Genomic DNA, 26,651 nt, shown 5'->3' on the forward strand with positions numbered 1-26,651 from the left:
TGGTCTTCACATCAGGTGTTGCTTGGCGTTCGGTGTTGCGTAGCGTCGTACAGCTTGCTGGACCTTCGCCCCGACAGGGTATTCGCTCGGTGTCGACCGTACCCTGCGCAGCGGGGGCCGTGTGGCCTGTTGGCTGGTGTCGACAGCCGGCCGATCACTCGGCCGTGATGAGAGCATATCCGGCGGCATCGAGCATCTGCGCCAGTGCCGCGTCCAACTCCTCCGGTGTCGAAACCTCGAGGTCGATCAGCCAGCCTCCGGTGTAGGGTCCCGAGTTCACCTTCTCCGGTTCACCGTCCAGATCCTGGTTCACGGCAACCACTTTCGCGGTCAGAGGGCTGAACACGTCGGACACGCTCTTGGTGGATTCGACCTCGCCGAGAGACTCGCCCGCAGTGACGGTGTCGCCGATCGAGGGAAGCTGAACGAACACCACGTCGCCCAACTGCGCTTGCGCGAAGTCGGTGATACCGATGCGCACCGTTGCAGGCCCCGTGCGCTGCACCCACTCGTGCTCGGGGGTGTAGTACAGATCAGCTGGTGTGTCGATGTCGCTCAACGCGGCATTCCCTTCGATCGTGGCCCGGGGCGAGCGGGCGGTCAGTTACCGGGCTGAGCGTATTGACGCGGGCGCGGGTCCCGCAAGGCGGACACCGTGACCTGGTCCGACTGCGCGATGTTCGACGTCGCACCGTTGCGAGTCACCGTGTCCACGACCCCGCCGGGAATGTTCAGGGCCGACGCGAGCGTCGGCGGGTCTCCGATTGCAGTGAAGGTGTACGGAGCTCGCAGTTCTCGACCGTCGACCACCACCCGACCAGCGGAACCGGCGATCCACGAATCGACGCCGATGCGGACGGCATCTGCGCCGCCCTCGAGCTGGAGTGCTTCGGCACCGGCGGCGCGCAGTTCCTGCATGGCGTCCAGCAGCACCTCGGATCCCACACCCGAGCTCGGGTCCTCGATCACCAGCGTCACGCCTGGCCCCTGGGCTGCGACGGTGCCTACTTGAATCGACAACGCGGACAATCGTTCCTGGGCTTCCGCCACTGCGGCCTCCGATCCCGAACCGGACTCGCGCAGCGTTGCCAGAGTGGCCTGCAAGGTGCTGATCTCGTCCCGGATGGACGCCTCGCGACGGGTCAGGGTGTCCAGCACGACCAGTAGGTCCTCGGGCCTCGAGTTCTCCAGGCCATCGGTGGTGCTCGCCTCTCGTACCTGCGTGGCAAGGCCGATTCCCAGGACGCACAGCAGAGCGAGTGCGAGAACGCCGAATGCCGCTCCGCGCCTTCTCCCCTCTGCATCGGGACGTCGCGCGCGCCATCCGTGCCTACCGCCGCCTGCCGTCATGATCTAGGCACCGAACAGACGTCTGCGCAGAGCGGCCGCGTTGCCGAAGATACGAATTCCGAGGACGACGACAATGGCCGTCGACAGCTGAGTTCCTACCCCGAGCTGGTCGCCGAGCCACACGATCAGGGCCGCGACCAGGACGTTGAAGACGAACGAGATCACGAACACCTTCGCGTCGAAGATTCCGTCGAGGAAAGCCCGAACACCGCCGAACACCGCGTCGATCGCCGCGACTACGGCGATCGGCAGGTAGGGCGCAACCACGGCCGGAACCTGAGGACCCGCGACCGTGCCGATGACGACCCCGACGATCAGTGCGGCAATTGCGGCGAGGGCGTAGACGCCGTGGGTGGGGGTGATCGGGGCGTCCGCCGACACCGGCACGTCGGACTCGGCCGGTAGGGCATTCGGTGGATCGTGCTCCGTCATCGTGGGCCTGCCTCCTCTGCCTGGAACGACTCTCTCACAGCGGCGGGACCGAACTCGAGATCGGTTGCCGGGCGCACCGTGAATCCGACGCCGTACAACTGCGCCACCGTGCTCATCCGCAGATAGGCGTCACTGACGACGAACTGGACCTGAATGCGCTGCGGCGGCCCGATCGCGTCGATCTCGTAAGGCGAGTCGATAGGGCGATTGTCCAACAGCATTGCCCCGCCTGCCTGCCGGATGGTCACGTTCGGTCCGACGCGAATACCGTCCACCGACACCGCCTCGGCACCGCTCACCCACAACGAATTGACGATCGCTGCGATGTCTCGATCGAGCACGGCCGCGCCCGAACCCCGGCGAACCGACCGATCCGACGCGCCGTCCTCGGCCACCGGTTCGGTGACAACGACCGAGAGCCCGGGACCGGACACCGAATCGATGCCCGCAGCGGATTCGACAGCGCTCAACCGGTCCAGCAACGCACTGCCCGAGACATCGGACTGCAGGGCTCTGTCACGCTCCGAGGACACCTGCTCGGCCAGAGCCTGTTGCGTCGCCTCCAATTCGGCACTGCGATCCTGCGCGGCGCGGACAGCAGCCGACGCATCGGAACCTGCACGGTCCACATCGGCGCCGGAAGCCAATTGCGAGAACGCGATACCGAAGATCACCCCGACCACGACGGCACCGCCCAACAACCAGAGCGCCGCAGGTACCCGCGGCTTGCGGGTGTGCTGTGCCGTACGTTCGGCGGCCGCTGCGCCGTATCCCGGGTCCAGATGGTCGGTCAACAATGACGTCAGCAGCGACGGGACGGGATTCCTCCTGACCTGTTTTTCCGGTCGTTCCGCAGGCTCCACCGTCAGGTGCCGGCCACAGTCGGCTCGACTGCCCTCGCGACAGCGATCGCTTTACCGAGGTACAGCAGACCGGTCCAGACGTACAGCGCCGTGCCCCAGATCAGCAACGCGTATCCGAGTGGTCCTGCAGCGTCGGCCACCGAATTGCTGCCGGCGGAGATCAGCAGGACCGGCAGCGCGATCATCACCACGAAGGTGGCGGCCTTACCGAGGTAGATGACGTCCGGAGGCGGGAGCGATCTGCGGCGATAGACGAACATCGTCAATCCGAGTACGGCATCGCGCCCGATGAGTATCGCTGCAACCCACCAGGGAATGATGCCGCGCACAACGAACGCCACCAGGGTGCTGACGACGTAGAGCCGATCGACCAGCGGATCGAGGATGGCACCCAGCTTCGATGCCTGACCGAGCATGCGAGCCAGTTTGCCGTCGAGCCAATCGGTTCCACCGCTGACGAGCAGGATCACCAGCGCCCACCCGTCGGCCTCGGGGCCCAGCATGAGGTAGAGGAACAGAGGAACGCCCAACAGCCGGACTGCGCTGAGCAGGTTGGGGATGGTCGCGATGCGATCCGACACCTCGAGCTCACGATCGTTCGTCATCGGCGATCACCTCCTTCTCGTCCTGCTCGTCGTGGTCTGCCCACCCGGGCCTGCGGCCACGTTAGCGCCACGCGAACACCGGCTGTTCGAAGTCCGCGACTCGGGTGTGTCGACCGTGCAGTGTCACTTCACGGAACTGGTGGACGATCGCGCCGGTCGGAGCGTGGATGGCCCCGGATCGGTACGGCCATCGAATGACCGGACGCGTCGATTCGGGAATCGACACGAATTGGGCGTCGACGTCGAGTTCGTGGACCGTCACCTCGAACACTTCGGCCACCTCGTCCTCGCTGGGCTGTAACGAGGACGAGTAGTTGCCGACCCACACCACGAACGGCGTGATGACATACCCGGATCGAGTGACGTAGTCGTCCAACCTGCCGAGCACGTCGGTCTCATCGGCTCGAATCCCCAACTCCTCGGCCAATTCCCGCAGACAGGCCTGCATCCTGGATTCGCCCGGGTCCACACCGCCGCCGGGCAACGCGTACTGGCCCGGATGCGCGCGCAGCCGATCCGGCCTCCTCGTCAGAAGCATCCGCCTGTCCCCCGGCGGCCCACCGATCGCAACGGCGACGGCAGCGGCGCGCAATCCGTCGGCTTCGGCGGTGCGATGGGCGAAACGGGCGAGTTCGCGCGCGACGGACGCCCGGTCGAGCAGGTCCTCTTTCGGCCTACCGGAATCGTCGACAGTCACAGCACGACCCTAGAGGCCCGGGGAGCTCAGTGAGTACCGGCAAGACGGGCGGCGGGGGGAAGCAGATCGTCCGGCGACGCCGGCCAACCGAGTGGCTCGTCGGCCAGAGCGGTCAACTGCTCCACCTGCGTTCGGCACCAGGGTGATACGTCGATGGTGCCGTCCAGCACTCCCGCGGAGAACTCGGGCCACGACACCCATCGAGTCTCCTCCACCTCGGCCGGATCGGGATCGAGTGTCGCGTGCTCGTCGACTTGCACTCGGTACACCGGACATATCTCGTTCTCGACTATTCCGTTGTCCATGACGGCCCGGTACCGGAAGTGCGGCAGTACCAACTCGGCGAATTCCGCACGAAGGCCGAGTTCTTCACCGATCCGGCGCAGTACGGCATCGTCGAGCTTCTCTCCCGGAGCCGGGTGGCCACAACACGTGTTGGTCAGCACCCCGGGCCACGTTGTCTTGCTCGACGCCCTACGCGTGAGAAGAACAGCGCCGTCCGCTCTGACCACGTAGCTGGAAAATGCCAGGTGAAGTGGCGTGTCCAACGTGTGAACGGTGGTCTTGTCGTGTGTGCCGACGGCACGGCCTTCGTCGTCGAGCAGCACCACGTGCTGCGCTCGGGATCGATCCATCGTTCCATGGTCCCACGGCCTTCGCGGCGGTCTACTGTCGAACCATGGGACGTGACGAGAACACCGACAACGAGAACCCGACAGACGCCGAGAAGGCATCGGACACGCCGAAGGGCGGCCGACCAGGACCCGTGGACGGCGGCGGCGGAGGCGGAATGGCGACGCGGGAGAACGCGCCCGAGATCGCCGACGACTCTGCCTGAGATTCGTCACACCACCGCTGTTTGAGAAACAGAGTTTGCGTCAATACCTCCGATGTTCTCGCGCTGCGCGGGCACACGAACCTCCACGACCGGAAGGACCTCGATGAGCATCAACGACGACGACATCACCACCACGGGCGGAGCCGCAGGCGAAGGACCCGCCGACGGCGGATCGAACCCCGGTGGCCATGACGGCGGAGCAGACGGCCCCGCCGGAGCCGGTGAAGGACCCGCCGACGGCGGATCCAACCCCGACGGTCACGACGGCGGAGCAGACGGCCCCGCCGGAGCGGGCGAGGGCCCGGCCGACGGTGGATCGAACCCCAACGGACACGACGGCGGTGCGGACGGTACCGCTTGAGCACTGAGTCGAGCGGCGAGCGCGGATCGGATCATCGGTCCGCGCTTCGTCGTCTCACCGGTACCGACTTCAGGACGTTCGCGGACCGGTTCTGGGGTACAGCTCCCAAACTGACCCGATCCGCCGAGCTGTCGGACTCGTTCGACGATCTGATGACACTCGACGCGGTCGACGAGCTGATCTCGGAACGCGGAGTACGCACTCCCTTCGTGCGGATGGCCAAAGACGGTCGGTTGCTGGACAAGTCGCAGTTCACGTCGTCCGGCGGGTTCGGTGCCGAGATAACGGACCAGGTCGACTCCGCAGCGGTGCTGGCAGCCTTCGCGGCCGGAAACACGCTGGTACTTCAGGGCCTGCATCGACTGTGGCCGCCGCTGATTCATTTCGTCGGTGATCTCGTTCGCGAGCTGGGCCACCCCGTGCAGGTGAACTCGTATGTGACACCGGCTGCATCGCAAGGATTTTCACCGCACTACGACGTACACGATGTGTTCGTCGTGCAGATCGCGGGCACCAAGCGGTGGAGCATTCACTCCCCGGTGCACGTGCATCCGCTGAACAATCAACCGTGGTCGGACCGACGGTCGGCCGTCGAAGACCACGCATCGAACACTCCCGAACTGGACGTTGTCCTCGAGCCCGGCGATGTGCTCTACCTGCCGCGCGGGTGGATCCACTCGGCGCAAGCGCTCGGTGACACAACCGTGCACCTGACCATCGGCGTGGCGTCGTACAACGACTACGACCTCGCCCACCACGTGCTGAAGTCGATGGGCGACGTCGAGAGTCTGCGCGCTCCCCTTCCCGCCGGCCTCGACCACTCCGACCCGGAGTCCATCGCTGCGCATGTACACCGAGTCGTGGACGCCATGCGCGCCGCGCTCGACGAGATCGACCGAGACCCCGACGCGATACGTCGACTGGCCGAACGCGTCGCTGATCGTCACGACGAGCTCGTCCGACCGGAACCGGTGCGCCCACTGGCAAGCGTCGCTGCAATGGGAGCGTTGCGGGGCGAGGATTCGATCCGACTACGGCCCGGCGTGTTCGCGCGTGTCGTGCGATCGGCCCACGCAGTGTCCGTGGTCGTGCGCGCCAAGACCGTGACGATGCCGCCCCAGTGCGCAGACGCTCTCGACCTGCTGAACCAGGGCGCACCGTGCCGCCTCGATGCCCTGCCCGGACTCGACACCGACGACGCGTTGGTGGTTGCGCGCAGACTGATCCGCGAGGGCATCGCCGTGCCGGCCGAACGATAGCCGTCAGGTGATCGTGATTCCACCGTCGACCGCGATGGTCTGACCCGTCACGTATCCCCCGGCGTCCGAGGCGAGCCAGATCGCGGTTGCAGCCAGTTCTTCGGCATCGCCCTTGCGTCCGAGAATCATTCGCGGAGCCATCGAGTCGAGGTATCCCGGCTGGTACGAGTCCGTCATCTCGCTCTGGAAGAAACCTGGCGCAATAGCGTTGACTCTGATGCCTTTTCGCGCGCCCCACTGCTGCGCCAGATCGCGGGTGAGGCCGATGATCGCTGCCTTGCTCGCGCTGTAGGCCGCCTGCGGAAGGCCTGCGGTGGTCAGCCCCAGAATGCTGGAGATGTTCACGATCGAACTGCCGGGCGCCATCACCCGTCCGCAGGCCTGCGCTGCCCAGTACGACCCGTTCAAGTTGATGTCGATCACCGAGCGGAACTGCTCGGGTGTCTCACGGGTTGCGGGGTAGGCCGTGCCTACCCCGGCATTGTTGATGAGAATGTCGACCTTTCCGAACTCCTTCACCGCGGCCTCGACCATCGCGGTGCACTGGTCCGGGTCGACCACGTCGGTGGCGACCGTGATCGAACGCCCTCCGACGCTGTCGATCAACTCTGCGGTCTGCGCCAACTTGTCCACTCGTCGTGCGGCGAGCACCACGTCCGCTCCTGCCTCGGCGGCTGCCTTGGCGAATGCCACGCCCAGTCCGGAGGAGGCACCGGTGACGATGACGACGCGTCCGTCCAGGCGAAATTTGTCCAAGATCGACATGTTCGATGAATCTCCTTGTTTTCGACTCAGAACCAAGCGGGTGACATATCGAGGGTGGTGCGGTCCAGTCTCGCCAACAGATCGAGCTGCACGTCCACCTTCGGCAATTCGTAGACGTAGAAGTATTTCGCTGCAGAACGCTTTCCGTCGTAGAAGTCTCCGGACTTCGTGCCGACCGCCAGCAACTGCTCGAGCCACATCCAGGCGATGACAGTGTGCCCCATCGCTTCGAGGTAGGCCGTGGAGTTCGCCAGCGCCACGGCGGCGTCGCCGGTACCCCACACTGCCGCGGTGACCTCGACGATTCTGTCCAAGCGTGCGTGCAGTTCGGCGGCGTACCGAGCAGCGTCACCGCCTGCTGCGTGGGCCCGCTCCATTGTCTCGGCGACGTGTTCGGCCAGCAGAGCCAATCCCGCGCCGCCCTGCATGATCACCTTGCGCCCGAGCAGATCCAATCCCTGAATACCGTGTGTGCCTTCGTGAATCGGGTTGAGGCGATTGTCGCGGTAATGCTGCTCGACGTCGTAGTCGCGGGTGTATCCGTAGCCGCCGTGCACCTGAATGGCCAGGCTGTTGGCTTCGAGGCACCACTGAGACGGCCAGCTCTTGGCGATGGGCGTCAGTACGTCGAGCAACAGTGTCGATCGTGCTGCTTCGGCATCGTCGGATGCCGAATCCTGATGGTCGACCAGACGCGAACAATAGAGTCCGAGGGCCAGCGCGCCTTCGACGTACGACTTCTGCGCCAACAACATTCGACGAACGTCGGCGTGTTCGATGAGCGCGACAGGAGGTGCTGCCGGATCTTTCGCACCGAGCGGTCGTCCCTGAGTACGCGTCTTCGCGTACTCGACCGACTTCAGGTAACCGACGTACCCGAGCGCGATGGCCAGGAATCCGACACCGATACGGGCCTCGTTCATCATGTGGAACATGTACGACAAACCACGGTTCTCCTCGGCGACGAGGTAGCCGACAGCTCCGGATTGCCCACCGGGAGAGTGGGTTCCGTCGCCGAACGCCAGCAGGGTATTGGTGGTACCGCGGTTGCCCATCTTGTGATTGAGTCCGGTCAACACGATGTCGTTGCGTTCGCCCGTACCGCCGTCGCCGTTCGGGAGGAATTTGGGAACGATGAACAGGGAGATTCCCTTGACTCCTGGCGGTCCTCCCGGGGTCTTGGCGAGCACCAGGTGGACGATGTTCTCGGTGAGTTCGTGATCTCCACCCGAAATCCACATCTTGGTACCGGTGATGCGGAAGCTATCGTCGTCCTGCGGCACTGCCTTCGTCGTGATGTCCGCCAGTGACGATCCGGCCTGCGGTTCCGACAGACACATGGTTCCGAACCAGCGCCCGTCCAGCATCGGCCGGACGTAATCACGGACTTGATCCGGCGTGCCGTACGTCGCGATCAGGTTGGCGTTGGCCATGGTGAGGAACGGGTACGAGGAGGTCCCGGCGTTGGCGGCCTGGAAGAACGCCATCGCTGCCCGAGAGACGGTCGCAGGCAGTTGCATCCCGCCTATCGACTCGTCGAACTGCCCGGCGATCAGACCCGCGGACGCATAGACATCGAGCGCTTCCTTGACTTCGGGTATCAGCTCGACCGAACCGTCCGCATTCATCGTCGGCTCCTGCGCGTCCGCTTTCTTGTTGTGCGGCGCGAAGTGCTTGCGGGCGATGTCCGCACTGAGGTCGAGGACCGCGTCGAAGGTCTCCTTCGAGTGCTCCGCGAAGCGCGGTCGAGCTGTCAGTGCCGCCACGTCCAGCCATTCGTACAGCAGAAAATCCAGGTCGCGTCGCGAGAGGACGTCCGACATTCACTTCTCCGATCGCGAGGGGTGACAGGTGCGCGACGGTGACGAGCACTGTGACGCACATGACTGTGGTTTCACCATACAAGTCTCGATCTCCCGCTTTCACCGAGTACCCACGGGAGCTGCCACCCCCCATGAGAGTCCGCGATCCGGGCCCCAAAAGTGCAGTGAGCCAGACTTTTACGACTTATCGGACTATGAGGAGCGTCACGATTGGCGAGATGCCCGACGGCATATACTTACCTTTGATAACGATATTGAGCGACAATCGCGAGGTCCCCGAACGATCGGCGGGCTTCGTCGGAGGGAGTCGAGCATGACGCATACACTGGACGTCGACAGCCGACAGGATCGACAGAGCAGGCAACGCAGTCGGTTCCAGGAGCTGCACGAGACCGACCGGGAGTTTCGAGCCGCGGAACCGGACAGCGCCGTGGCCGATGCCGCCCAGGAGTTGTCGCCCAACCTGGCCCGAGTGGTTGCCGAGATCATGACGCGTTACTCCGATCGGCCGGCCCTCGGCCGCCGAGCTCGAGAGATCATGAAGATCGACGACGTCGACACGTTTCACCTTCTCCCCCGGTTCGACACCATCACCTACGGCCGAGCCTGGAGCGATGCCTGCGCACTGGCCTCGGCGCTGACGCACGACGCATTCGGTATCGCGCGAGGAGACTTCTTCGCAACCCTGGGATTCGCGAGCGCCGACTATGTCGTCGCGGAACTGGCCACGATCCGACTCGGTGCGATTGCCGTTCCGTTGCAAGCCGGTGCCACTGCAGGCCAGCTCTCGGCCATCGCCGACGAGGTCGAACCCGTCGTTCTCGCAGCAGATGTCGACAACTTGTCCGTTGCGGTCCAGGTTGCCACGCATTGTCGGTCCATTCGGCGAATCGTCGTCCTCGACTACGACGCTGCGATAGACGCGCACGCACGGACCATGAAGTCCGCGCTGGTCGATGCCGAGCAGGTGGGAGTCTTCGTCCGGCCGCTCACCGACCTGGTTCGCGACGGCGCGCAACTGCCGGAAATCCCGCTCCCCGACGACGAGGATCCCGACCGACTCGCGACGCTGATCTACACCTCCGGCAGCACCGGAACGCCCAAGGGAGCGATGCACACCGAACGAATCGTGTGCGGAGCCTGGACCGGTGCCTGGCACCACACCGGAGCTTCCTCCGAATCCACGGACCAGCCGGCTTTCCCTGTCATCACTGTCGACTATCTCCCGATGAGTCACCTGGCCGGGCGTGGTCTTGTCTTCTCGACGCTGGCGGCCGGCGGCACCGTCCACTTCGCAGCGGCGAGCGACCTGTCCACCCTGTTCGAGGATTTCGCGCTCGCTCGGCCCACGATGGCCCTGTTGATCCCGCGGGTGTGCGAGATGATTCGGCACAACGTCCTCGCCGAGATCGACCGAGAGGTCGAACGCTCTGCAGGTGGCGATGCCGACAGGACGCGTCGAGAGATTTTGGAGCGCAACAGGATCGAGCAATTCGGTGGACGTGTCCTGGCAGCGATGGTCGGCACCGCACCGATTGCTCCCGAGGTCAAGGACTTCGTCACGGAGCTGCTCGATATCGAGGTCCGCGACAACTACGGCTCCACCGAAGCCGGGATGGTGTTGCACGACGGCGTCGTGCAACGTCCACCGGTGATCGAATACAAGCTCGACGATGTGCCCGAACTCGGTTACTTCTCCACCGACACACCGCATCCGCGCGGTGAGCTCCTGCTCAAGACGGCGTCCATCATTCCCGGTTATTACAAGCGTCCGGACGTCACGGCCGACGTCTTCGACTCCGGGGGCTTCTATCGCACCGGTGACGTCGTCGCCGAGATCGAGCCGGACCGACTCGCCTACGTCGACCGACGCAAGAACGTTCTGAAACTGGCTCAGGGCGAGTTCGTCGCACTGGCGCGCCTCGAATCCCTGTTCGGTACCAGTGAGCTGGTCGATCAGATATTTCTCTACGGCAACGGCCAACGGGCGTATCTGTTGGCGGTCGTCGTTCCGGCCCAACCGGATACCACCGCGGGTTCGGTCATCGAATCGCTGCAACGGATCGCACGCACGGAAGCGCTGAACTCGTACGAGATTCCGCGTGAGGTCATCATCGAACACGAGCCGTTCACACAGGAGAACGGACTGCTGTCCGGTGCGGGCAAGCAACTGCGTCCCAAACTCGCCGAACGTTACCGAGACGAACTCGAGCGTCGCTACGCAGAACTCGAATCGGGTCAGAACGACCGGCTGCGCGAGCTCAGGCGCAGTGGTGCCGATGCCCCGGTCCTGGCCACGGTCGGCGATGCCGCCCAAGCCCTGCTGGGATGCGCCGGGTCCGATGTTCGCCCCGATGCCCACTTCAGCGACCTGGGCGGAGATTCGTTGTCGGCGTTGACGTTCTCGACGCTGCTCCGTGAGATCTACGACGTCGATGTTCCGGTCGGTGTGATCACTGGGCCCGCCATGGACCTGGCAGCGCTGGCCGAGTACATCACCTCGGCCCGCGACGCCGATTCCGACACGGCCACTTTCGAATCGATCCACGGCCGCGGCGCAACCATCGCCGAGGCGTCCGACCTGCGACTGTCGGCATTTCTGGACGACACCCTCCTCGACGCAGCGCACCACATTCCGGGCCCGCGGGACCAGACCAGCACAGTGCTGCTGACCGGGGCCAACGGATACCTCGGTCGCTTCCTCTGCCTGGAATGGTTGGAGCGCATGGCCGAGGTCGGCGGAAAGGTGATCTGCCTGGTGCGCGGACGCTCCGATACCGACGCGCGAGCTCGACTCGATGCGGCCTTCGACAGCGGCGACGCAGACCTGTCGGAGCGCTATCGAACCTTGGCCGATGCTGCGCTCGAGGTCGTGGCGGGCGATCTGGGGACACCTCGGTTCGGCGTGGACCCTGACGTGTTCGAGGCGCTGGCCCAACGGGTGGATCGCATCGTGCACCCTGCAGCGCTGGTCAACCACGCACTGCCGTACGAGCACCTCTTCGGCCCCAACGTCGCCGGCACCGCCGAGGTGATTCGGCTGGCACTCACCGACCACGTCAAGCCGGTGACCTACCTGTCGACGGTGGCCGTCGCAGCGGGCGTCGAGAATTTCCGGGAGAACGGCGACATCCGTGTGGACAGCCCGTCGCGAGCTGTGGACGATTCCTACGCCAACGGCTACGGAAACTCCAAGTGGGCCGGTGAAGTGCTGTTGCGCAACGCGTTCGACGAGTTCGGCCTGCCGGTGTCGGTCTTTCGCTCGGACATGATCCTGGCGCACAGCAGATGGACCGGTCAGCTCAACGTGCCGGACGTGTTCACGCGTCTGATCCTCTCGGTCGTCGCAACCGGCCTGGCTCCTCACACGTTCTACGCCACCGACGCCGGGGCACCGACCGACGAGAAAGGGCGACCGCTGGCCCACTACGACGGTCTGCCTGCCGATTTCAGTGCTTCGGCCATCACGTCGATCGCGGGCGGGGATACCTCTGGCTACCGAACGTTCGACATCCTCAACCCACACGACGACGACATCTCGCTGGACACGTTCGTCGATTGGATCCGTGACGCAGGTCGCGACATCGAGATCGTCGAGAACTACGACGAGTGGTTCGAACGGTTCGGTGCCGCAGTCGAGGCATTGCCGGAGAAGCAGCGTTCGCACTCGCTGCTCCCCCTGATCGACTCGTACGCACACCCGCAACACCCGTCGTCCGGGGCGATGCTGCCCGCCGACGAGTTCGCCTCGGCCGTCGGGGACATTCCGCACCTCGGGCGCGAGTTGATCGAGAAGTATCTCTCCGATCTCGTGGCGCTCGAGCTCGTGAGCACGCGCTAGAGCAGTTCCCGATGCGGGCCACGCGGCCCGCATCGGGAAGCCCTACTCCCCGACCGGTTGTGGTTCGCCCGTCTGCTTCGGGGCGGGAATCAGCCGCGAGTACGCCAGACACACGAGCCCGAAGAACAGATAACCCAGGGCCACTTGCGGGTTGGCTGCCCACCCCACCTCGTGTGAGTGGATCAGACCGACCCACGACAGTGCCGCGGCCACCCCACCCGCTGCTGCGGCGGCGAGAAACCGTTTGTCGAGAACGAACGTGACGATGGTGCCCAACATCAGTCCGGCGAGTACCGCTCCCGATCCGAACGTCTTCAGCCCGTCGTAGACGACACCCGCCTGACCCAGTGCCTCACTGCCCACTTCGGTAGCCGATGTACCTGCCGCGCTGAGTGCGTTGTCGATCAGACCCACCGCCCACTCCGCGAGGTTGGGAAGCAGCGCCACCACCACCGCGATAGCGTGCAGCTTCGGCACCGACTGGAATGCCTGGGCACCGATCAGCAGTCCGATGTACAGCAGAATCGGAACGATCGCGGGAATCGGCAGCAACGTCGCCAGCAATCCGAACAACCCGAGAAAACACATCAACCCGATCGCGACGCCCGATGCGACCGAGTATCCGGTCCGGCCACCTGCGTCCTTCCAGCCGGGATGGCCGATGTAGACCGCGGGCGGGAACGGCGATCCGAACGCCGAGCCGACGACCGCACCGAAGCCGTCCGCGAGCAGCACACTGCGCAGGTTGTAGTTGTCTCCGGCAGCGGACGCGCTTTCGACGTTGCTCATCGCCTCGGTGAAGTTGTAGACCCCCAACGGGATTGCGGTGGCGAGCAGGGGTGCCAGGTTACCGAGACCGTCGAGCAGGAGATCGAGGCGCAGATCCGGAAGGCCGAGCGCGATATTGCTCGCCGCCTCGGTCACGTCCGGCACGGACATGTATCCGCCGATCCAGCCGATCGCCGTGCCCACCAGAAGCGCCGCGAGACCCACCGGAATGTTGCCGGGCAACTTCACGTCTGTGAAGAAGCCGATGAGAATGATTGCGAGAACGGGCAACCCGATCCAGGCGGCCTCCCACATCTGCGCGGCCGGGCGCATCGCGATGAACGTGATGGAGATGCCGGCCAACGTACCGAGCATTGCCGCGCGCGGGGTGATCCTGCGAATGTAGGGCCCGACGAACGCTCCGATCATGACGATGATGCCGATCATGAAGGCCCAGGCGAGTCCCGCCGCCCACGCCTGAACCGCGTCGCCCGTCGCCAGGTAGACCGGGAGCATGACCACGAACACGACGATGAACATGTGCGGCACGCTCGGACCGTAGGGTAGCGCAGTCACGTCGGTTCGGTTCTCGCGCTTGGCAAGTCGACGAGCGAGAACCATGTAGTACAAGTTTCCCAGGATCAGTGCGATTCCGAGAGCAGGCAGCAGCGTCCCGAGGACGTCGCTTCCTGGAATACCGACCACTGCGATGCTCAAGGTGGTCAGAGTGAGAACGTTGACGAGGATGTTGAAGCCGAGTCCGAAGAATGCGTTGGTGTCGCCTTTCGTCCACCACGAGAGGGTGAACGAGGGCGACGAGCCTGCAGCGGGTGAGTCTTTGACGTCCATGGTCATGTTCTGGTCCTATCGGCTCGCAGAAGTGGGAACGAACGCGACCAACGCGGCAACGACGTCCTCCGACGGCGCGGTCCACCCGAAAATCCCGCCTTGAGCCGAGATCATCTCGAGGCCCACTCGCTGGAACTCCGGGAAATACGAACCGACACAGTCCGTCACCACGAGGCATTCGTATCCTCGATCGTTGGCCTCCCGCACCGTGGTGTGCACACACACGTCCGTCGTCACTCCGGTGACGAGCAGGGTGGTGATTCCGGCGCTCGTGAGAACCTCGGAGAGCTCGGTGGCGTAGAACGCCCCTTTGCCGGGCTTGTCGATGACGGTCTCGCCTTCGAGTGGTGCCAATTCGTCGACGATGTCGTGGCCGTACTCACCGCGAACGAGTATGCGGCCGAACGCTCCCTGATCTCCGATGCGCCGAGAGGGCGCGCCGCGGCGCAACTTGGCCGGCGGGCAGTCCGACAGGTCCGGCAGATGCCCCTCCCTGGTGTGGATCACCGGTATCCCGGCCTCCCTGGCCACCGCGATGAGACCCACGAGTGGTTCGATCACGGTTCGGAGCTGGCCTACATCGTTGCCGAGGCTCTCACCGAACCCCCCGGGGAGCAGAAAGTCCCTCTGCATGTCGATGACGAGCAGTGCCGTCGTCGACGCGTCGAGGGTGAACTCCGATGGCGACGCCGACGGTATCGAAACTGTCGGTGTATGTGCTGAGGTCATGAGATCTCCTGTGCTGCAATGGAAGTATCGTGAGCAGAATTGATCGCCCGGGAATATGCCCGCCAGCCACCGAACTCGCTGATGTCGTCGACGATGTGTCCCTCCGCGCCGGTCTGCACGGTGGCATCGCAGACGTAGCCGAGAACGTCGGAACCGTCGGCCAGCAGCACTCGTCCCAGAGCGAGTACCGCCGGCATTCTGCCCGCGAGTACCGCAAGAGAAGTGGCGGGCAGACGCCACCTCTCCACGTCGATTGCGCTGCCGCCGAATGGAACTCGCAACAGACCGGGTGTCGGATCGGCGGTTCCGATCCGAAGCAGTGTGTACGTCGGCGCGGTGCACGTGGCCTCGACCAGGGACCCGCCCAGCTCGACGAGCTGCGGGTTGGCGCGCTCTCCTGACAGATGGTGCCCGGCAACGACGATGTCGATGGTCCCGACCGCCGGCTCTCCGCCAGCGAGAGGCGGTGAGACGGTGCGCCCCTCTCCGAGCAACCGGGCCGCGACTGCGAGAATCGTATCGTCGGCCAGCGCAGGCCCGATCACCATGAGGCTGACCGGTCGACCGTCCTCGGTGAGCCCGGAGGGAACCGCTACGGCGGTCAGGTCGAGAAGGTTCCCGAAGTGGGTGTAGTGGCCGAGCTTCGTGTTGCACGCGATGGGGTCTGCGAGTACCTCCGGAACGGTGAAGGTGGTGCCGATGGTCGGCACGATCATCACGTCCATCGATGTCCAGAGCTGCGCGACCCGGGCGCGGAGGTCTTGCAGCGTCTGCAGGGCACGGAAGGCATCGACGGCGCTGTACCGGCGCCCTCCCAGGAATATCTCGCGGACGACCGGAACGATGGAATCGGGTTGTTCGCTGAGGAATTCGTCGAACTCGACCAGCCGCTCGGCAACCCACGGTCCCTGATACAGCAGCGATCCGGCATCGAGGAACGGAGTGAGATCGACTGCGGTGGTCCGTAATCCATGCTGGGGAAGCGACCGGCGCGCGACCGAATGTGCATCGAACATGGCTGCGTCGCCGAAAAAATCCAACTGCTGCAGGTCCGGTAGACCCACAGTGACCTCGTGCCCGTCGAACTTCTCTCCGCGGCGACGCGACCAGCCGTCCGCTGGATCCTCGGCGCACATGACGTCGAAGACGAGATCGAGATCCTCGACCGTCGTCGCCATCAGGGTGATGCAGTCCAGCGACTTGCACGCGGGGACGAGTCCGACGGTGCTGATCAGCCCGCGTGACGGTTTGTACCCGACGATGCCGTTGAGCGCTGCGGGCACTCGCCCCGATCCTGCGGTGTCGGTGGCCACGCAGAACGGCACCTGCCCGAGGGCGACGGCCAGTGCCGAACCGGAGCTGGACCCGCCCGAGATCATGTCGTTGCCGTAGACGCTCCGCGGAATCGGGTGCGGCGTGCGCGTTCCGTTCAGCCCGGTCGCGAACTGGTCGAGGCTGGTCTTGCCGACGAAGATGGCTCCGGCGTCGACCAACGCCTGCACTGCCGGGGCCGTCGAATCCGGCGTGTACGCGTAGTCGGGACAGGCGAGAGTGGTCGGGTATCCGGCCACGTCGATGCTGTCCTTGACGCCGAAGGGAATTCCGTACAGGGGTAGCGACACCGCATCGGGTCGCGCTTCCAGAGCCGCGGCGGCCGCGAGCAGTTCCGCACGGGCCACGACGGTGATCCACGTTCCGTCGTCGCCGCGCGCAGCCACGACGGTCGAGAAGGCCTCCACCGTTGCCGTGGGAGTCGAGGCACCGGTTCGGTACGCCGCGAGCATCTCGGCAACGGTCGGGCCGAGTACCGGTCCAAGGTCTGAATTCATACCGTCGATTGTCGACAGTTTTCTGTTACTGCAGGTTGTTGCCGTGTTTCGAGTCTGTTAGGAAGTACTCTCGAGATGCAGATAGGTCAGCTCGCCGTGCTGCTTCAACGCAGCGAGCGCCACCGACAGATCGTTCGATTCGATGGCGTCGAGCAACCATTCGTGACGCCGGATCCCGTCGACCGGATTGGCTACTCGGGCTTCTTCCCTGAGATTGCGGGCCATCGGTAGCTGCAACTTCAGCAGGATCGGGGCATACGCCACATCGAGTTGGCGACTGCCTGCCAACGCCACGATGGCTTCGTGGAAACGCCGGTGGGCGTCGTCCTTGCCGAGGGTGTCGCCCCGCGCATCGGCGTCACGCATCTCGTCGAGCGCCGTTCGTACCGGCGCGAACGCACCGTCGCGAGACGAACCGAGCGGGAGCGCGCGCTCGAGCGCATGCCGTTCGAGAACCTGACGCAGCTCGAAGAGTTCGAGAATGTCCACTGCCGACCACACCGTCACTCGAAACCCGCGACGTGGAAGATGTTCGACGAGACCCTGCTGAGCCAAAAGGCGCAACGCCTCACGTACCGGTGCTCGGCTGATCCCGAGGCGCGCGCACAGGGTTTCCTCGACCACTCGGGATCCGGGCTCGAGCGCACCGCTGAGCACCTCGGATCGGACCTGGCGAGTCGCCATTTCGACAAGGCTGGGCGGCAAGGAGCCGTGTTCCGCCGGTGCAGCCATGCCGCCAGTGTACGAACATGTTCGGCGAATGGTGCGCATCCGAAGCATCGCGGAGTCGAATCCCGAGTGCTCGGGTATCCCCCAGCGTTAGGATGGTCGGTATATGTGGATTGGATGGATAGAATTCGACTTCCTTCTCGGAGATGTTCACTCACTCAAAGAGAAGCGCTCCGTGATCCGGCCGGTGATCTCCGAATTGCAACGTAAGTTCGCGGTGTCGGCCGCGGAGACCGATCATCGAGAGTTGCACAGACGAGCAGGTGTCGGCGCGTCAGTCGTAGCAGGCGATCGCGACCACGTCACCGAAGTTCTCGACCGAATCGAGCGCGTGGCGGCCTCACGTCCCGAGCTGCAACTCGTCTCCGTGCGGCGGCGCACCATCCGAAGCGACGACATCTGAGGCCTGCCCCGCCCGGTCATCGTCGTACGTCGAACACCTGCTTCTGAATTCCGTTGCCGTAGACCTCGTGTTCGACCAGTTCGAGATGCGTGGTGTCCTTGTCGGCCTCACTGAACAATCGTTTTCCCGCCCCGAGCAGGAGTGGAAAGACGAGCAGGTGGTACCGATCGACGAGTCCGGCGTCGGCGAGACTTCGCCCCAGAGTGGCGCTGCCGTGGATCGAGATCGGCCCACCATCGGAGTCCCTGAGCTCGGCAACGTCGTCGATACCGCGCAGAATGGTTGCCGGCCAGCGTGAGTCGTCCTGTTCGAGCGTTGTCGACACCACGTACCTCGGCATCGCGTTGTACCCGGCGAAATCGTCCATGGTGGGCCAGATCGGCGCAAATGCCTCGTACGAGGTGCGGCCCAACAGCAGCGCCGTGGCCTCTTCCTGCTCACGTCCTTTGATCTCGTACGCGGCCGGGTCGAACTCGATGCCCTGAAACGTCCACCCCGAGTTGCGATAACCCACCTCGCCGCCCGGTCCCTCCATGACGCCGTCGAGCGAAACGAACGCGGTCACGATCACAGTGCGCATGGACGGTCCTTACCGGTGCTGGGATGCGGGTGCCGGAATCGTAAACCATCCGCCCGCCGAATCCGTCGATACCATCGACCGATGATTGCCAGCGACATGTCCCGCCCGGCGTGGGACGACGACCCGGCCGTGTCCGGCTGGCCGGGCCTGCCCGCACTGGAGCGTGACGGCACCGCGGACGTCTGCGTCGTCGGCCTGGGAGGCTCGGGTCTGGCCGCTGTAACCGACCTCGTGGACCGTGGTCTCGATGTGGTCGGTATCGACGCAGGACGGATCGCTGCCGGTGCCGCGGGCCGCAACGGCGGATTCCTGCTCGGTGGTCCGGCGACTTTTCTGCACGCTGCGCTCGCAACCTGGGGCCCGTGTGCGGTGGATCTGTATCGAGCGACTCTGGCCGAGATCGACTCTCTGGAAGAGATTCTCGGATCCGACGTCGTCCGCCGTACCGGATCCATCAGGCTCGCGGGAGTGCCCGGCGCGCCGGTCGAGCTCGCCGATTCGGAGGATTGCGATGCGCTGGCACAGTGCCTGCGCGAGAACGACATTGCCGTCGAGCAGTATTCCGGCGAGTTGGGGCGCGGGATCTTCCTACCGGACGACGCGGTGATGAATCCTGCGCGTCGCGCGCTGGGGTTGGCGTCGATCCTCGCGGGCCGCGCCCGGTTGTACGAGCACACGCCCGCAACCGCTATCGGGCCAGGAGCAGTCACGACGCCGAGTGGGGTGATTCGGTGCGGCCTGGTTCTCGTTGCCGTCGACGGTCGGCTCGAACAGGTACTCCCCCAGCTCGACGGCCGGGTTCGGACCGCGCGTCTGCAGATGCTCGCCACCTCGCCCGTGACGCCGAGACGACTGCCCTGCCCCGTGTACGGACGATGGGGATACGACTACGCGCAGCAGGACGCGTCGGGACGGCTGTATGTCGGGGGCGGTCGTGACCTCTTCGTAGACGACGAGTGGACACCGTCCGACGAACCGACCGCCCAGGTGCAGGACTACATCGAATCTGTCGCGACATCGTTTGCAGGAGAATCTGTTTCGGTTGTTGCGCGTTGGGCTGCATCCGTGGGATTCACCGCGGACGGGCGCCCGCTGTGCACAGTCGTCGACGACACCGTGGTCGCATTCGGCGGCTACAACGGGACAGGGAATCTGGTCGGCCCGGTCACCGCTCGTGCCGCCGTTGCGCTCGGGCTCGACGGGATTGCAGTGCCGCAGTATCTGAGCAGCTGACGCATGGCAGTGTGGACCCATGGCCGAAGAACCGGAACGCACCGAGGACGGTCGCTACATCGTCATCAAGGGTCGACGTTGGCGCGCAACGGATCCTGACATCCCCGAGGATCGCAATGCCGAACTGCGGTCGATCCTGATGGCGTGGCGCAGGGAGGCCAAACGGACGTCGGGCGCACCGGAATCTCGGGCAGGGGTGCACGCCACCAAAGTCGCCCTCGGCGAGCGTGGAACGCCGTGGTGGGAACAGTCCGACGACGAACGACGAGCCCGCTGGGAATCGGAAGTATCGCGGCCTGCCGACACCTGACCCTCGCCAGATGGTTGCCATGATGGAAACTATCCAATACAGTTTCCACCATGGAAAGCATCGGAAGACCCACACCTGCCGAAGCGCGGACAGCCCTCGACGACATCGACCGAGTTCAGCGCGCGGTACGAGACACTCCGTGGCCGATATGGCTGTACCCGGTCAACGCGGTGCTGCTTGCCGTTTTCGCACTGACCGCCCTTCTCGACAGCCAGGCCGCGCCCCTGGGGGTCGCCGCGGTGATCATCGCGGTCAACGTCATCACCGGATATCGGATGGGGACGCCGTGGGCCCTACCCACCAACAGAGGCTTCCTCACCTGCGTGGCGCTCTCGGCGCTCTGCGTCGCACTGGCGCAGGCTGTCGGGAATCCCGGCGGACCGGCCTGGCCTGTGCTTCTGCTCGCCATCGCAGCTGCGTCGATCTACTCGATCGGATCGATCTTGCACTACCGCAGCACACATCGATGACGAGCGATCTCGATCCCATCATTCATCCCGCACACCGGCTCCGAATCTGTGCCCTTCTGGCCGCGGCCACGACGGTGGAACTCTCGATCGTCAAGGAACACAGCGGGTTGAGCGCATCGGCGCTGAGCAAGCAGGTCGCCGCGCTGGTCGATGCGGGATACGTCGAGCAGCAGCGATCACGCACGGACTCGCGTCGACTGTGGTTGTCGTTGACGAAGGACGGTAGAACGGCGTATCGGCACCATGTGGCTGCACTCCGCACCATTCTGGCCGATACCGACGCCTCCATCTGATCTTCTGCGGTGACTTTCCGTCGTGGTGCGTGTCTACTGTTTCGACGGATGCCGTCGACGTAGTTCAGCCCGCTCGTTCAGCGAAGAAGGAGACTTCGATCATGTCCATTCTCAATCCCTACCTGTCGTTCCGAGACAATGCCCGCGAGGCAATGGAGTTCTATCGGTCGGTCTTCGGTGGCGAGCTGACCGTCACCACGCTCGGCGAGGCCAATGCCAGCGAGGATCCCGCCGACCAGGACAAGGTCATGCACGGCCAGCTGACCACCTCGAACGGCTTCACTCTGATGGGAGCCGACACGCCGTCGTCGATGAAGCACACCCCCGGCAACACCATGAGTGTCTCGCTCAGCGGCGACGAGGAGGACGAACTGACGGGCTACTGGAACAAGTTGGCCGTCGACGCGCAGTTCACCATGGGTCTCGAGAAAGCTCCGTGGGGCGACACGTTCGGAATGTTGACCGACAAGTTCGGTGTCCAATGGATGGTCAACATCGCAGGATCCAACACTGGGAGCTGAGCGCCGACGCGGCCGCTCCTACACGACGACGGTCTTCGGCGGGATCACCTGTCGGAGACCTTCGGGCCCCCAGCCCCGATCGAGGGCCAGCAGCAACAGTGCACAGCCGATACCGGACAGGACGAGCGCGGAACCGAACATCGCCGTGTAGCCGAACAGGTCTCCGACCACACCGGCGGCGATCCCGGCGGCACCCTGCGCGAAGACGATCGCGCACGCCATCAGCGTGTAATCGCTTCCCGCGAAGCGCTTCTCGGACGCGTCCATCATCAGCGCGAACACCGCCACGGTGGCCGCACCACCGAGCACATGTTCGGTGATGTTGGCGGTGACCAGAAGCGGAAAGCCGCCTACACCGAGGGACGCGACGACATACAGGGCAAGGCTCAGCGTTTGGCTCACTCCGCCCACCAGCAGTGCCCGACGACGTCCGTACCGAAACGCCAGCCATGCCCCGAGTGCGGCTCCTCCGACCGCAGCCACCGAAGACAGACCGCCCTCGACCAGCGCTATCTGGGGCAGCGACAGACCGCTGTCCGACAGGAACGGACCCACGAGGGCCGATCCCATCGAGTTGCCGAACTTGAACCCGATGATCAGCAGAACGAATGCCACCATTCCGGGTCTGCGAAGCCGCGACCACCAGGCACCGGCCAGCCGCCCCGGCCTCGGTCGCTCGGCGTGAGGATCGGAGTCCGCGTCGGCCGCGTCGAGTTGTCTGCGCATCCACCACACGGGGAGCGTCGTCAGCACGATCAGCAGTGCCATCGCAACGAACAGCGCCCGCCATCCGGCGAAGGTGAACAGCCACAACAGAAGTCCGCCACCGCACACCATGCCGATGCGGTAGGCACCGACCTGGAGTCCGTTGCCCAACCCGCGCTGCGCCGCGGTGAGCGTGCGCACCGCGATGCCGTCGGTCGCGATGTCCTGCGTCGCCGACAGAGCATTCATGACGAAGATACCGACGAACAACCAGCGCAACGTCGAGGACAGATCGAGGAACGACAACGCCAGTGCCACCGCTGCGGCCGAACACTGCAGCGAGAGCAGCCACCGCCTCCTGGATCCATACCGATCGACGTACGGTGCCCAGAGGAACTTGAGCGCCCACGGCAGGAACAACACACCGGTTGCGCTGATCTTCACCAAGGAGAACCCCGACTCTCGGAGCACCACCGGCAAGGCCTGGGTGAAGAATCCGAACGGCACTCCCTGCGCGAAGTAGAGCGCACCCAGGAGAGTGAGGGTCCCGGCGGTGAACGACGCCGGGCGCACCGCGTTGGTCATGACGGCCATCGTGTCAGAGCGACGCCGACTCCGCTGAATGCGCTACCGGCTGGCGAAGGATGGTGCGCAGCTTCGCAGGTTCGACCCGGCGCGGATCGCTCAGGTAGATCTCGTGATGTCTGCCCGTCATCGTCAATCCAGAACTGGGGATGTATCGATGATGGAGCTCGTCGAGTACCGGTGTCTCGTCGTCGTAGGACCCGATGTGCAGCGTCTGTACGCACAGTCCCTCGTCGAGAGTCTCCAACCGAACCCTGCTCGACGCATCCGAGTTGCTCTTCGAGGCGGCGGTCGCCACTGCCGCCTCGAACATCGGACGGTCGATCCAGTCCGGCACCATGATCATGGCGGTCCAGTTCCACTCGCTCTTGTCCCTCTCGGTGGTGAACGACGTCATGTTCTCGGCCCACCACAGAGCCTCGAGCGGCGGGACGACGTAGTCCCGTTCGAGATCGTTCTTGCTCGCGAACTTGACTGCATAGGCCACGGGGTAGAGCGCCCCGATTGCTTCGGCATACTCCGGCGCGGTGTTCGGATCGCCGTGTCCGTCGAGCATCAGGTAGGTCAGCGGCGGAACGACAAGGGTACGAAAGATGTTGTGCCGTGCCGAATATGCGTCGAGCGTCTTCTTGAAATCGACCTTCATGACACCCGCTCCGGCACCGCCGTTCAGACGAGCCACGCGCGTTCGTCGTCGCTGAATCGGTTGACGGTGCCGCGGGTCGCAACCGCTCTGTCGTACATGGCCGCCAGCGCATCCAGTAGGGGCTTGTTCAGCGAATCGAGTGCATTCTGGCGTGCCACGATCTCGTCGAGGCGCTCGGCGAGTTCGGCCAGCACCGCCGACCGGTCGACCGTGGTGACGCGTCCGCCCTGGACGACGATCCGGCCCGCCACGATCACGACATCGATCGAGGAGCCGTTCTCGGAGTACACCAGTTGCCGGTCGAGCTTCTGCCGAGGCGTGAAAGCCATGGTGTCGAGGTCGAAGATCACCAGGTCGGCCTGCATCCCCACCTCCACGGTGCCCACGGTGTCCTGGAGGAGCGCACTGCGGGCCCCGCCGACGGTGCCTGCGTGTAGTACCGCGTCCACCGTGGGCCAGGTGGTGAAGTCCGGGTTGGTCACCTTGTGCAGCAGCGCAGCAGCTTTCACGACGTCGAGCATGCGGGGAGAATCACTGCTCGAGCATCCGTCGGTTCCCAACCCGAGGTTCACGCCTGCGGTACGCAGGGCACGCCACGGGGCGATTCCCGATCCGAGCTTGAGATTCGAGATCGGATTGTGCGAAATCGACGTACCCGCCGTGGCGATCATCGACATGTCGTCTTCGGTCAGCCAAATGCCATGCGCCAGGGTGGTATTGGGCGACAGTGCGCCGATCCGATCCATGTATCCCACAAGGGAGCCGCCGTACATCTCCGTTCCCGTGACCAACTGAGTCTTGGTCTCGAGGACGTGAATATGGCATTCGGCGTCGAATTCGGCCGCCAACTGCGTGGCACCGACCAGAAGCTCCGCACCGCACCGTTGCGGTGCGGACGGCGCGACCATGTATCGCAGACGCCCGTTGCCTCGACCGTGATACTGCTCGAATGCTTTCCTGCTGAATGCGAGGTACTCCTGCGTGGTGGGAACCGGATGCGACCGAATCTCGGCCGTGACCTCCGGCGACAGATGATCGGCGATGAACGGCACGGTATCGACGAACGGTTTGCTGATCACGTGTCCGGAAATGTTCGCTCGGATGCCGATCTCTTCGTAGGCGTCGAACACCGCCGACAGTTGCGCCCAATCCTGAGTCGGGTTCTCGAGAACGTCGTCGACGATCGTCGTCACGCCCGCTTCGAGGGACTCGATTGCGAACAACGTGCTGCGCAGACGAACCAGGTCGGGTTCGACGCGACTGTCGCCGAGGATCGGATACGCCATGGCCATCCACATCTCGAGGGGCATGTTGTCGTATCTGCCCTTGTAGAACGTCTCCCAGGAATGGGTATGTGCGTTCACGAATCCCGGTGTCACCAGCCTGTCGCGGCCGTCGATGATCGTATCGCCGTCGCCGGGTTCGAGATCGGCGGCAACTGCTGTGACGACGTCGTTCTCGATCCGGATGCTGCGAACGATCGGTTCGGATCCGGTGGATGCGTCCATGGTGATGACGTGTGCGTTCCTGATGAAGATTCCCATGTTTCCCTCCTCTACTGCGTGGTCGGACATCTGTGTGGAACTATTCGACCCGCTGCGGAACCGGTGCCTGCCCCTCGGGATGTTGCTGACGAATCATCCACTGCCGATGAGATTTTCGGGCGAGAAGGTAGTACGTCGATCCTGCAGCACTACCGCCGACGAGCCACGAGATGTCGAGACCTCCGAGTGCCCGCGAACCGAACCCCTGCAATGCCGGGACCATGCCGTTGAGAAACATCCAGGTGCCGAAGATTCCCACCGCGAACGCCGCGAGCGCACGCCAGTTGACATCCTGCATCCTCGTCGAGCCCACGTCGTCGAACAGATGGCCGTAGCGGGTGCTGGCGCGCTCGAAGATGTAGTAGTGCACCAGCATGATCGCGCCCCACGTCGCCACCCAGCCCACCACACCCACGAGCCAGGCGTCGAGGGTCTGCGCCGCATCTTCCTGGAAGACGAAGAACACGCTCGCGGCCAGTGCGAGAACGCCGACGACAAGGTTCAAAGTGCGCCGACTCAACTTGATATCGAGGGCCTGCGCCGTCACACCGAAGCTGTAGACGTTGAGGACGTTCGTGGCGATGGGGCCGTGCAGAACCAACAGCAGCACCGGGATGGCGAGCGCACCGAAGTTCTCCACGATCAGCTTGCCCGGATCGACGGAACCGTTGGTGGTGGCCAACGTCGCGCCGAGCACACCGAGCCACACGACGGGGATCAACTGTCCCAGTGCACTGACCAGGTACAGCTTGCGTCGCGGAACACGCGTACTCACGAAGCGGGAGTAGTCGGCGGCGTAGGTCAACCACGTCAGTCCCCAGCCGATTCCGATGGCCGTCATCACAGCGGACATGGCGACGATGCGCTCGGTGCCGGCCAGCGCAACTCCGTCCGGACCGGAGTAACTCCAGTCGATGTCCAGGTGGAACCAGGCCACGATCGACATCAGAACCAGCACCACGACGGTCGGCGGAACGGTCCAGCGCTCGAATGCCGCGATCGCCCGGTATCCGGCCATGGAGATACCGACCTGAATCGCCATGATGACTGAGGCCACCGCGACCTTCCATCCGACGTTCGCGGCGTCCGGGTCGACCCAGCCGAGTTCGCCGAACAGGGCCATCACCAGGTCGAGGACGATCCAGGTGTTCACCGCGCACCAGCCGACGACCACCACGGCCTGGACGGCGGAGGGAACGTAGTTGCCTCGACGACCGAAGACCGAACGGCCCAACAGCATTCCGGTCGTTCCCGTTCGTTGTCCGAGTAGAACGAAGAATCCGAAGATCGCCATTCCGATGACGTTTCCGAGGACGAGCACCGTCAGGGTATCAGCCAGGCCGAGGCCCATGCTGATGCCGAGCGCGCCGAGCACCCAGTTGATCGGCGCGATGTTCGCACCCGCCCATATCCAGAACTGACCGGACAGCGCGGTGGTTCTCTGGCTCTCGGGAATCGGCTGGAGCGAATCCTCGACGTCGTGGGAATGTGTGGTCACCGTGAACTCCTCGGTATGCGGTCGACCGGCGGTTCGGTCGGCCTCGTGAGAAGCCTGCTGCCCGTGTGTTTCCCGAACCCTTACGCAATGTAAGCCACTCGTAACGGCGGGTGGACAGAATGTCA

28 protein-coding genes are annotated in these 26,651 nt (G+C 64.5%); 10 read left to right on the forward strand and 18 right to left on the reverse strand.

The window, feature by feature from the left end:
- Positions 1-154: 154 nt before the first annotated feature.
- From gcvH to idi, 7 genes are all read right to left on the reverse strand, one after another.
- Positions 155-559 carry a glycine cleavage system protein GcvH gene (gene gcvH / locus R3P93_RS21025; RefSeq protein ID WP_094614226.1) on the reverse strand — a complete coding sequence of 135 codons (405 nt, stop codon included), beginning with the start codon at positions 557-559 and terminating at the stop codon, positions 155-157.
- A 41-nt stretch (positions 560-600) separates the two neighbouring features.
- Positions 601-1,350, reverse strand: a complete 750-nt coding sequence (locus R3P93_RS21030; protein WP_037189243.1) for a DUF881 domain-containing protein — start codon at positions 1,348-1,350, stop codon at positions 601-603.
- 3 nt (positions 1,351-1,353) lie between these two features.
- Entirely contained in the window at positions 1,354-1,782 is a 429-nt protein-coding gene (locus tag R3P93_RS21035; protein WP_252342135.1) for a small basic family protein, read from the reverse strand.
- Positions 1,779-2,576, reverse strand: coding sequence for a DUF881 domain-containing protein (locus R3P93_RS21040; RefSeq protein WP_230596205.1), 798 nt, complete (start codon positions 2,574-2,576; stop codon positions 1,779-1,781). Before R3P93_RS21040 ends, R3P93_RS21035 begins: the two co-directional genes overlap by 4 nt.
- 71 nt (positions 2,577-2,647) lie before the next feature.
- Positions 2,648-3,250, reverse strand: coding sequence for a CDP-alcohol phosphatidyltransferase family protein (locus R3P93_RS21045; RefSeq protein WP_317533980.1), 603 nt, complete (start codon positions 3,248-3,250; stop codon positions 2,648-2,650).
- A 61-nt stretch (positions 3,251-3,311) separates the two neighbouring features.
- Positions 3,312-3,947 carry an NUDIX hydrolase gene (locus tag R3P93_RS21050; protein WP_394855340.1) on the reverse strand — a complete coding sequence of 212 codons (636 nt, stop codon included), beginning with the start codon at positions 3,945-3,947 and terminating at the stop codon, positions 3,312-3,314.
- A 26-nt stretch (positions 3,948-3,973) separates the two neighbouring features.
- Positions 3,974-4,582, reverse strand: coding sequence for an isopentenyl-diphosphate Delta-isomerase (gene idi, locus R3P93_RS21055; protein ID WP_317533981.1), 609 nt, complete (start codon positions 4,580-4,582; stop codon positions 3,974-3,976).
- 44 nt (positions 4,583-4,626) lie between these two features.
- On the opposite strand from idi, the gene R3P93_RS21060 reads away from it, so the two are divergent.
- From R3P93_RS21060 to R3P93_RS21070, 3 genes are all read left to right on the forward strand, one after another.
- Positions 4,627-4,785 (forward strand): hypothetical protein, encoded by a 159-nt coding sequence (locus R3P93_RS21060; RefSeq protein WP_176460520.1) that lies wholly within the window; start codon positions 4,627-4,629, stop codon positions 4,783-4,785.
- 103 nt (positions 4,786-4,888) lie between these two features.
- Positions 4,889-5,146: a hypothetical protein gene (locus R3P93_RS21065; RefSeq protein WP_032398144.1), complete on the forward strand. Its 258-nt coding sequence runs from the start codon at positions 4,889-4,891 to the stop codon at positions 5,144-5,146.
- Positions 5,143-6,405: a cupin domain-containing protein gene (locus R3P93_RS21070; RefSeq protein WP_317533982.1), complete on the forward strand. Its 1,263-nt coding sequence runs from the start codon at positions 5,143-5,145 to the stop codon at positions 6,403-6,405. The genes R3P93_RS21065 and R3P93_RS21070 overlap by 4 nt, the downstream gene beginning before the upstream one ends.
- A 3-nt stretch (positions 6,406-6,408) precedes the next feature.
- On the opposite strand, the gene R3P93_RS21075 is transcribed toward R3P93_RS21070, so the two are convergent.
- Together R3P93_RS21075 and R3P93_RS21080 are read right to left on the reverse strand one after the other, a co-directional pair.
- The gene (locus R3P93_RS21075) at positions 6,409-7,170 is read right to left on the reverse strand and encodes an SDR family NAD(P)-dependent oxidoreductase (protein WP_068047438.1); all 762 of its coding nucleotides are present in this window, start codon (positions 7,168-7,170) and stop codon (positions 6,409-6,411) included.
- A 26-nt stretch (positions 7,171-7,196) separates the two neighbouring features.
- Positions 7,197-8,993 (reverse strand): acyl-CoA dehydrogenase, encoded by a 1,797-nt coding sequence (locus R3P93_RS21080; RefSeq protein WP_317533983.1) that lies wholly within the window; start codon positions 8,991-8,993, stop codon positions 7,197-7,199.
- A gap of 313 nt (positions 8,994-9,306) precedes the next feature.
- Here R3P93_RS21080 and car point away from each other — a divergent pair, with 313 nt between their 5' ends.
- Positions 9,307-12,834 carry a carboxylic acid reductase gene (gene car / locus R3P93_RS21085; protein WP_317533984.1) on the forward strand — a complete coding sequence of 1,176 codons (3,528 nt, stop codon included), beginning with the start codon at positions 9,307-9,309 and terminating at the stop codon, positions 12,832-12,834.
- Positions 12,835-12,876: 42 nt separating this feature from the next.
- On the opposite strand, the gene R3P93_RS21090 is transcribed toward car, so the two are convergent.
- From R3P93_RS21090 to R3P93_RS21105, 4 genes are read right to left on the reverse strand one after another with little or no spacing between them, the layout of a single operon-like run.
- Positions 12,877-14,457, reverse strand: a complete 1,581-nt coding sequence (locus tag R3P93_RS21090; protein WP_068047443.1) for a regulator — start codon at positions 14,455-14,457, stop codon at positions 12,877-12,879.
- A gap of 9 nt (positions 14,458-14,466) precedes the next feature.
- Positions 14,467-15,180, reverse strand: a complete 714-nt coding sequence (locus tag R3P93_RS21095) for a cysteine hydrolase family protein (protein ID WP_317533985.1) — start codon at positions 15,178-15,180, stop codon at positions 14,467-14,469.
- Positions 15,177-17,009: an allophanate hydrolase gene (gene atzF, locus R3P93_RS21100; RefSeq protein ID WP_317533986.1), complete on the reverse strand. Its 1,833-nt coding sequence runs from the start codon at positions 17,007-17,009 to the stop codon at positions 15,177-15,179. Before atzF ends, R3P93_RS21095 begins: the two co-directional genes overlap by 4 nt.
- A gap of 57 nt (positions 17,010-17,066) precedes the next feature.
- Positions 17,067-17,741 carry a GntR family transcriptional regulator gene (locus R3P93_RS21105; RefSeq protein WP_068047468.1) on the reverse strand — a complete coding sequence of 225 codons (675 nt, stop codon included), beginning with the start codon at positions 17,739-17,741 and terminating at the stop codon, positions 17,067-17,069.
- 103 nt (positions 17,742-17,844) lie between these two features.
- Here R3P93_RS21105 and R3P93_RS21110 point away from each other — a divergent pair, with 103 nt between their 5' ends.
- A complete protein-coding gene (locus tag R3P93_RS21110) occupies positions 17,845-18,141 on the forward strand; it encodes a DUF503 domain-containing protein (RefSeq protein ID WP_068047452.1) in 297 nt (98 codons plus the stop codon).
- Positions 18,142-18,157: 16 nt separating this feature from the next.
- Here the strand turns inward: R3P93_RS21110 and R3P93_RS21115 are convergent, their stop codons facing one another.
- Positions 18,158-18,721, reverse strand: a complete 564-nt coding sequence (locus tag R3P93_RS21115; RefSeq protein ID WP_068047455.1) for a dihydrofolate reductase family protein — start codon at positions 18,719-18,721, stop codon at positions 18,158-18,160.
- Between the two features lie 81 nt (positions 18,722-18,802).
- On the opposite strand from R3P93_RS21115, the gene R3P93_RS21120 reads away from it, so the two are divergent.
- The 5 genes from R3P93_RS21120 (at position 18,803) to R3P93_RS21140 (ending at position 21,548) form a co-directional block, all read left to right on the forward strand.
- Complete coding sequence (locus R3P93_RS21120) at positions 18,803-19,954, forward strand: NAD(P)/FAD-dependent oxidoreductase (protein WP_317533987.1); 1,152 nt, start codon at positions 18,803-18,805, stop codon at positions 19,952-19,954.
- Between the two features lie 19 nt (positions 19,955-19,973).
- On the forward strand, positions 19,974-20,264 hold the full coding sequence (locus R3P93_RS21125) for a hypothetical protein (RefSeq protein WP_317533988.1): 291 nt from the start codon (positions 19,974-19,976) through the stop codon (positions 20,262-20,264).
- A gap of 50 nt (positions 20,265-20,314) precedes the next feature.
- Positions 20,315-20,734, forward strand: coding sequence for a hypothetical protein (locus R3P93_RS21130; RefSeq protein WP_317533989.1), 420 nt, complete (start codon positions 20,315-20,317; stop codon positions 20,732-20,734).
- Positions 20,731-21,027 (forward strand): transcriptional regulator, encoded by a 297-nt coding sequence (locus R3P93_RS21135; protein ID WP_068282462.1) that lies wholly within the window; start codon positions 20,731-20,733, stop codon positions 21,025-21,027. Before R3P93_RS21130 ends, R3P93_RS21135 begins: the two co-directional genes overlap by 4 nt.
- 98 nt (positions 21,028-21,125) lie before the next feature.
- Entirely contained in the window at positions 21,126-21,548 is a 423-nt protein-coding gene (locus R3P93_RS21140; RefSeq protein ID WP_317534010.1) for a VOC family protein, read from the forward strand.
- Between the two features lie 18 nt (positions 21,549-21,566).
- Here the strand turns inward: R3P93_RS21140 and R3P93_RS21145 are convergent, their stop codons facing one another.
- Genes R3P93_RS21145 through R3P93_RS21160 form a run of 4 tightly spaced genes read right to left on the reverse strand, consistent with a single transcriptional unit; the run spans position 21,567 to position 26,526 of the window.
- Positions 21,567-22,838 (reverse strand): MFS transporter, encoded by a 1,272-nt coding sequence (locus R3P93_RS21145; protein WP_317533990.1) that lies wholly within the window; start codon positions 22,836-22,838, stop codon positions 21,567-21,569.
- 13 nt (positions 22,839-22,851) lie between these two features.
- Positions 22,852-23,484, reverse strand: coding sequence for a GyrI-like domain-containing protein (locus tag R3P93_RS21150; RefSeq protein ID WP_094642342.1), 633 nt, complete (start codon positions 23,482-23,484; stop codon positions 22,852-22,854).
- Between the two features lie 23 nt (positions 23,485-23,507).
- Positions 23,508-25,028: an amidohydrolase family protein gene (locus R3P93_RS21155; protein WP_317533991.1), complete on the reverse strand. Its 1,521-nt coding sequence runs from the start codon at positions 25,026-25,028 to the stop codon at positions 23,508-23,510.
- A 40-nt stretch (positions 25,029-25,068) separates the two neighbouring features.
- Positions 25,069-26,526 carry a purine-cytosine permease family protein gene (locus R3P93_RS21160; RefSeq protein WP_317533992.1) on the reverse strand — a complete coding sequence of 486 codons (1,458 nt, stop codon included), beginning with the start codon at positions 26,524-26,526 and terminating at the stop codon, positions 25,069-25,071.
- Positions 26,527-26,651: the final 125 nt, after the last annotated feature.

The sequence above is a fragment of the Rhodococcus cerastii genome, from assembly GCF_033042195.1.
Taxonomy (GTDB): Bacteria; Actinomycetota; Actinomycetes; order Mycobacteriales; family Mycobacteriaceae; genus Rhodococcoides.

Excerpts from the sequence above, each read along its gene's own strand:
- R3P93_RS21080 (WP_317533983.1), bottom strand. The coding sequence starts at position 8,993 with ATGTCGGACGTCCTCTCGCGACGCGACCTGGATTTTCTGCTGTACGAA.
- car (WP_317533984.1), top strand. The coding sequence starts at position 9,307 with ATGACGCATACACTGGACGTCGACAGCCGACAGGATCGACAGAGCAGG.
- R3P93_RS21065 (WP_032398144.1), top strand. The coding sequence starts at position 4,889 with ATGAGCATCAACGACGACGACATCACCACCACGGGCGGAGCCGCAGGC.
- R3P93_RS21105 (WP_068047468.1), bottom strand. The coding sequence starts at position 17,741 with ATGGCTGCACCGGCGGAACACGGCTCCTTGCCGCCCAGCCTTGTCGAA.
- R3P93_RS21115 (WP_068047455.1), bottom strand. The coding sequence starts at position 18,721 with ATGCGCACTGTGATCGTGACCGCGTTCGTTTCGCTCGACGGCGTCATG.
- R3P93_RS21120 (WP_317533987.1), top strand. The coding sequence starts at position 18,803 with ATGATTGCCAGCGACATGTCCCGCCCGGCGTGGGACGACGACCCGGCC.
- R3P93_RS21155 (WP_317533991.1), bottom strand. The coding sequence starts at position 25,028 with ATGGGAATCTTCATCAGGAACGCACACGTCATCACCATGGACGCATCC.
- R3P93_RS21030 (WP_037189243.1), bottom strand. The coding sequence starts at position 1,350 with ATGACGGCAGGCGGCGGTAGGCACGGATGGCGCGCGCGACGTCCCGAT.
- R3P93_RS21135 (WP_068282462.1), top strand. The coding sequence starts at position 20,731 with ATGACGAGCGATCTCGATCCCATCATTCATCCCGCACACCGGCTCCGA.
- R3P93_RS21125 (WP_317533988.1), top strand. The coding sequence starts at position 19,974 with ATGGCCGAAGAACCGGAACGCACCGAGGACGGTCGCTACATCGTCATC.
- R3P93_RS21130 (WP_317533989.1), top strand. The coding sequence starts at position 20,315 with ATGGAAAGCATCGGAAGACCCACACCTGCCGAAGCGCGGACAGCCCTC.
- R3P93_RS21095 (WP_317533985.1), bottom strand. The coding sequence starts at position 15,180 with ATGACCTCAGCACATACACCGACAGTTTCGATACCGTCGGCGTCGCCA.
- R3P93_RS21145 (WP_317533990.1), bottom strand. The coding sequence starts at position 22,838 with ATGACCAACGCGGTGCGCCCGGCGTCGTTCACCGCCGGGACCCTCACT.
- R3P93_RS21045 (WP_317533980.1), bottom strand. The coding sequence starts at position 3,250 with ATGACGAACGATCGTGAGCTCGAGGTGTCGGATCGCATCGCGACCATC.
- R3P93_RS21110 (WP_068047452.1), top strand. The coding sequence starts at position 17,845 with ATGTGGATTGGATGGATAGAATTCGACTTCCTTCTCGGAGATGTTCAC.
- R3P93_RS21075 (WP_068047438.1), bottom strand. The coding sequence starts at position 7,170 with ATGTCGATCTTGGACAAATTTCGCCTGGACGGACGCGTCGTCATCGTC.
- R3P93_RS21090 (WP_068047443.1), bottom strand. The coding sequence starts at position 14,457 with ATGACCATGGACGTCAAAGACTCACCCGCTGCAGGCTCGTCGCCCTCG.
- R3P93_RS21060 (WP_176460520.1), top strand. The coding sequence starts at position 4,627 with ATGGGACGTGACGAGAACACCGACAACGAGAACCCGACAGACGCCGAG.
- atzF (WP_317533986.1), bottom strand. The coding sequence starts at position 17,009 with ATGAATTCAGACCTTGGACCGGTACTCGGCCCGACCGTTGCCGAGATG.
- R3P93_RS21035 (WP_252342135.1), bottom strand. The coding sequence starts at position 1,782 with ATGACGGAGCACGATCCACCGAATGCCCTACCGGCCGAGTCCGACGTG.
- R3P93_RS21150 (WP_094642342.1), bottom strand. The coding sequence starts at position 23,484 with ATGAAGGTCGATTTCAAGAAGACGCTCGACGCATATTCGGCACGGCAC.
- idi (WP_317533981.1), bottom strand. The coding sequence starts at position 4,582 with ATGGATCGATCCCGAGCGCAGCACGTGGTGCTGCTCGACGACGAAGGC.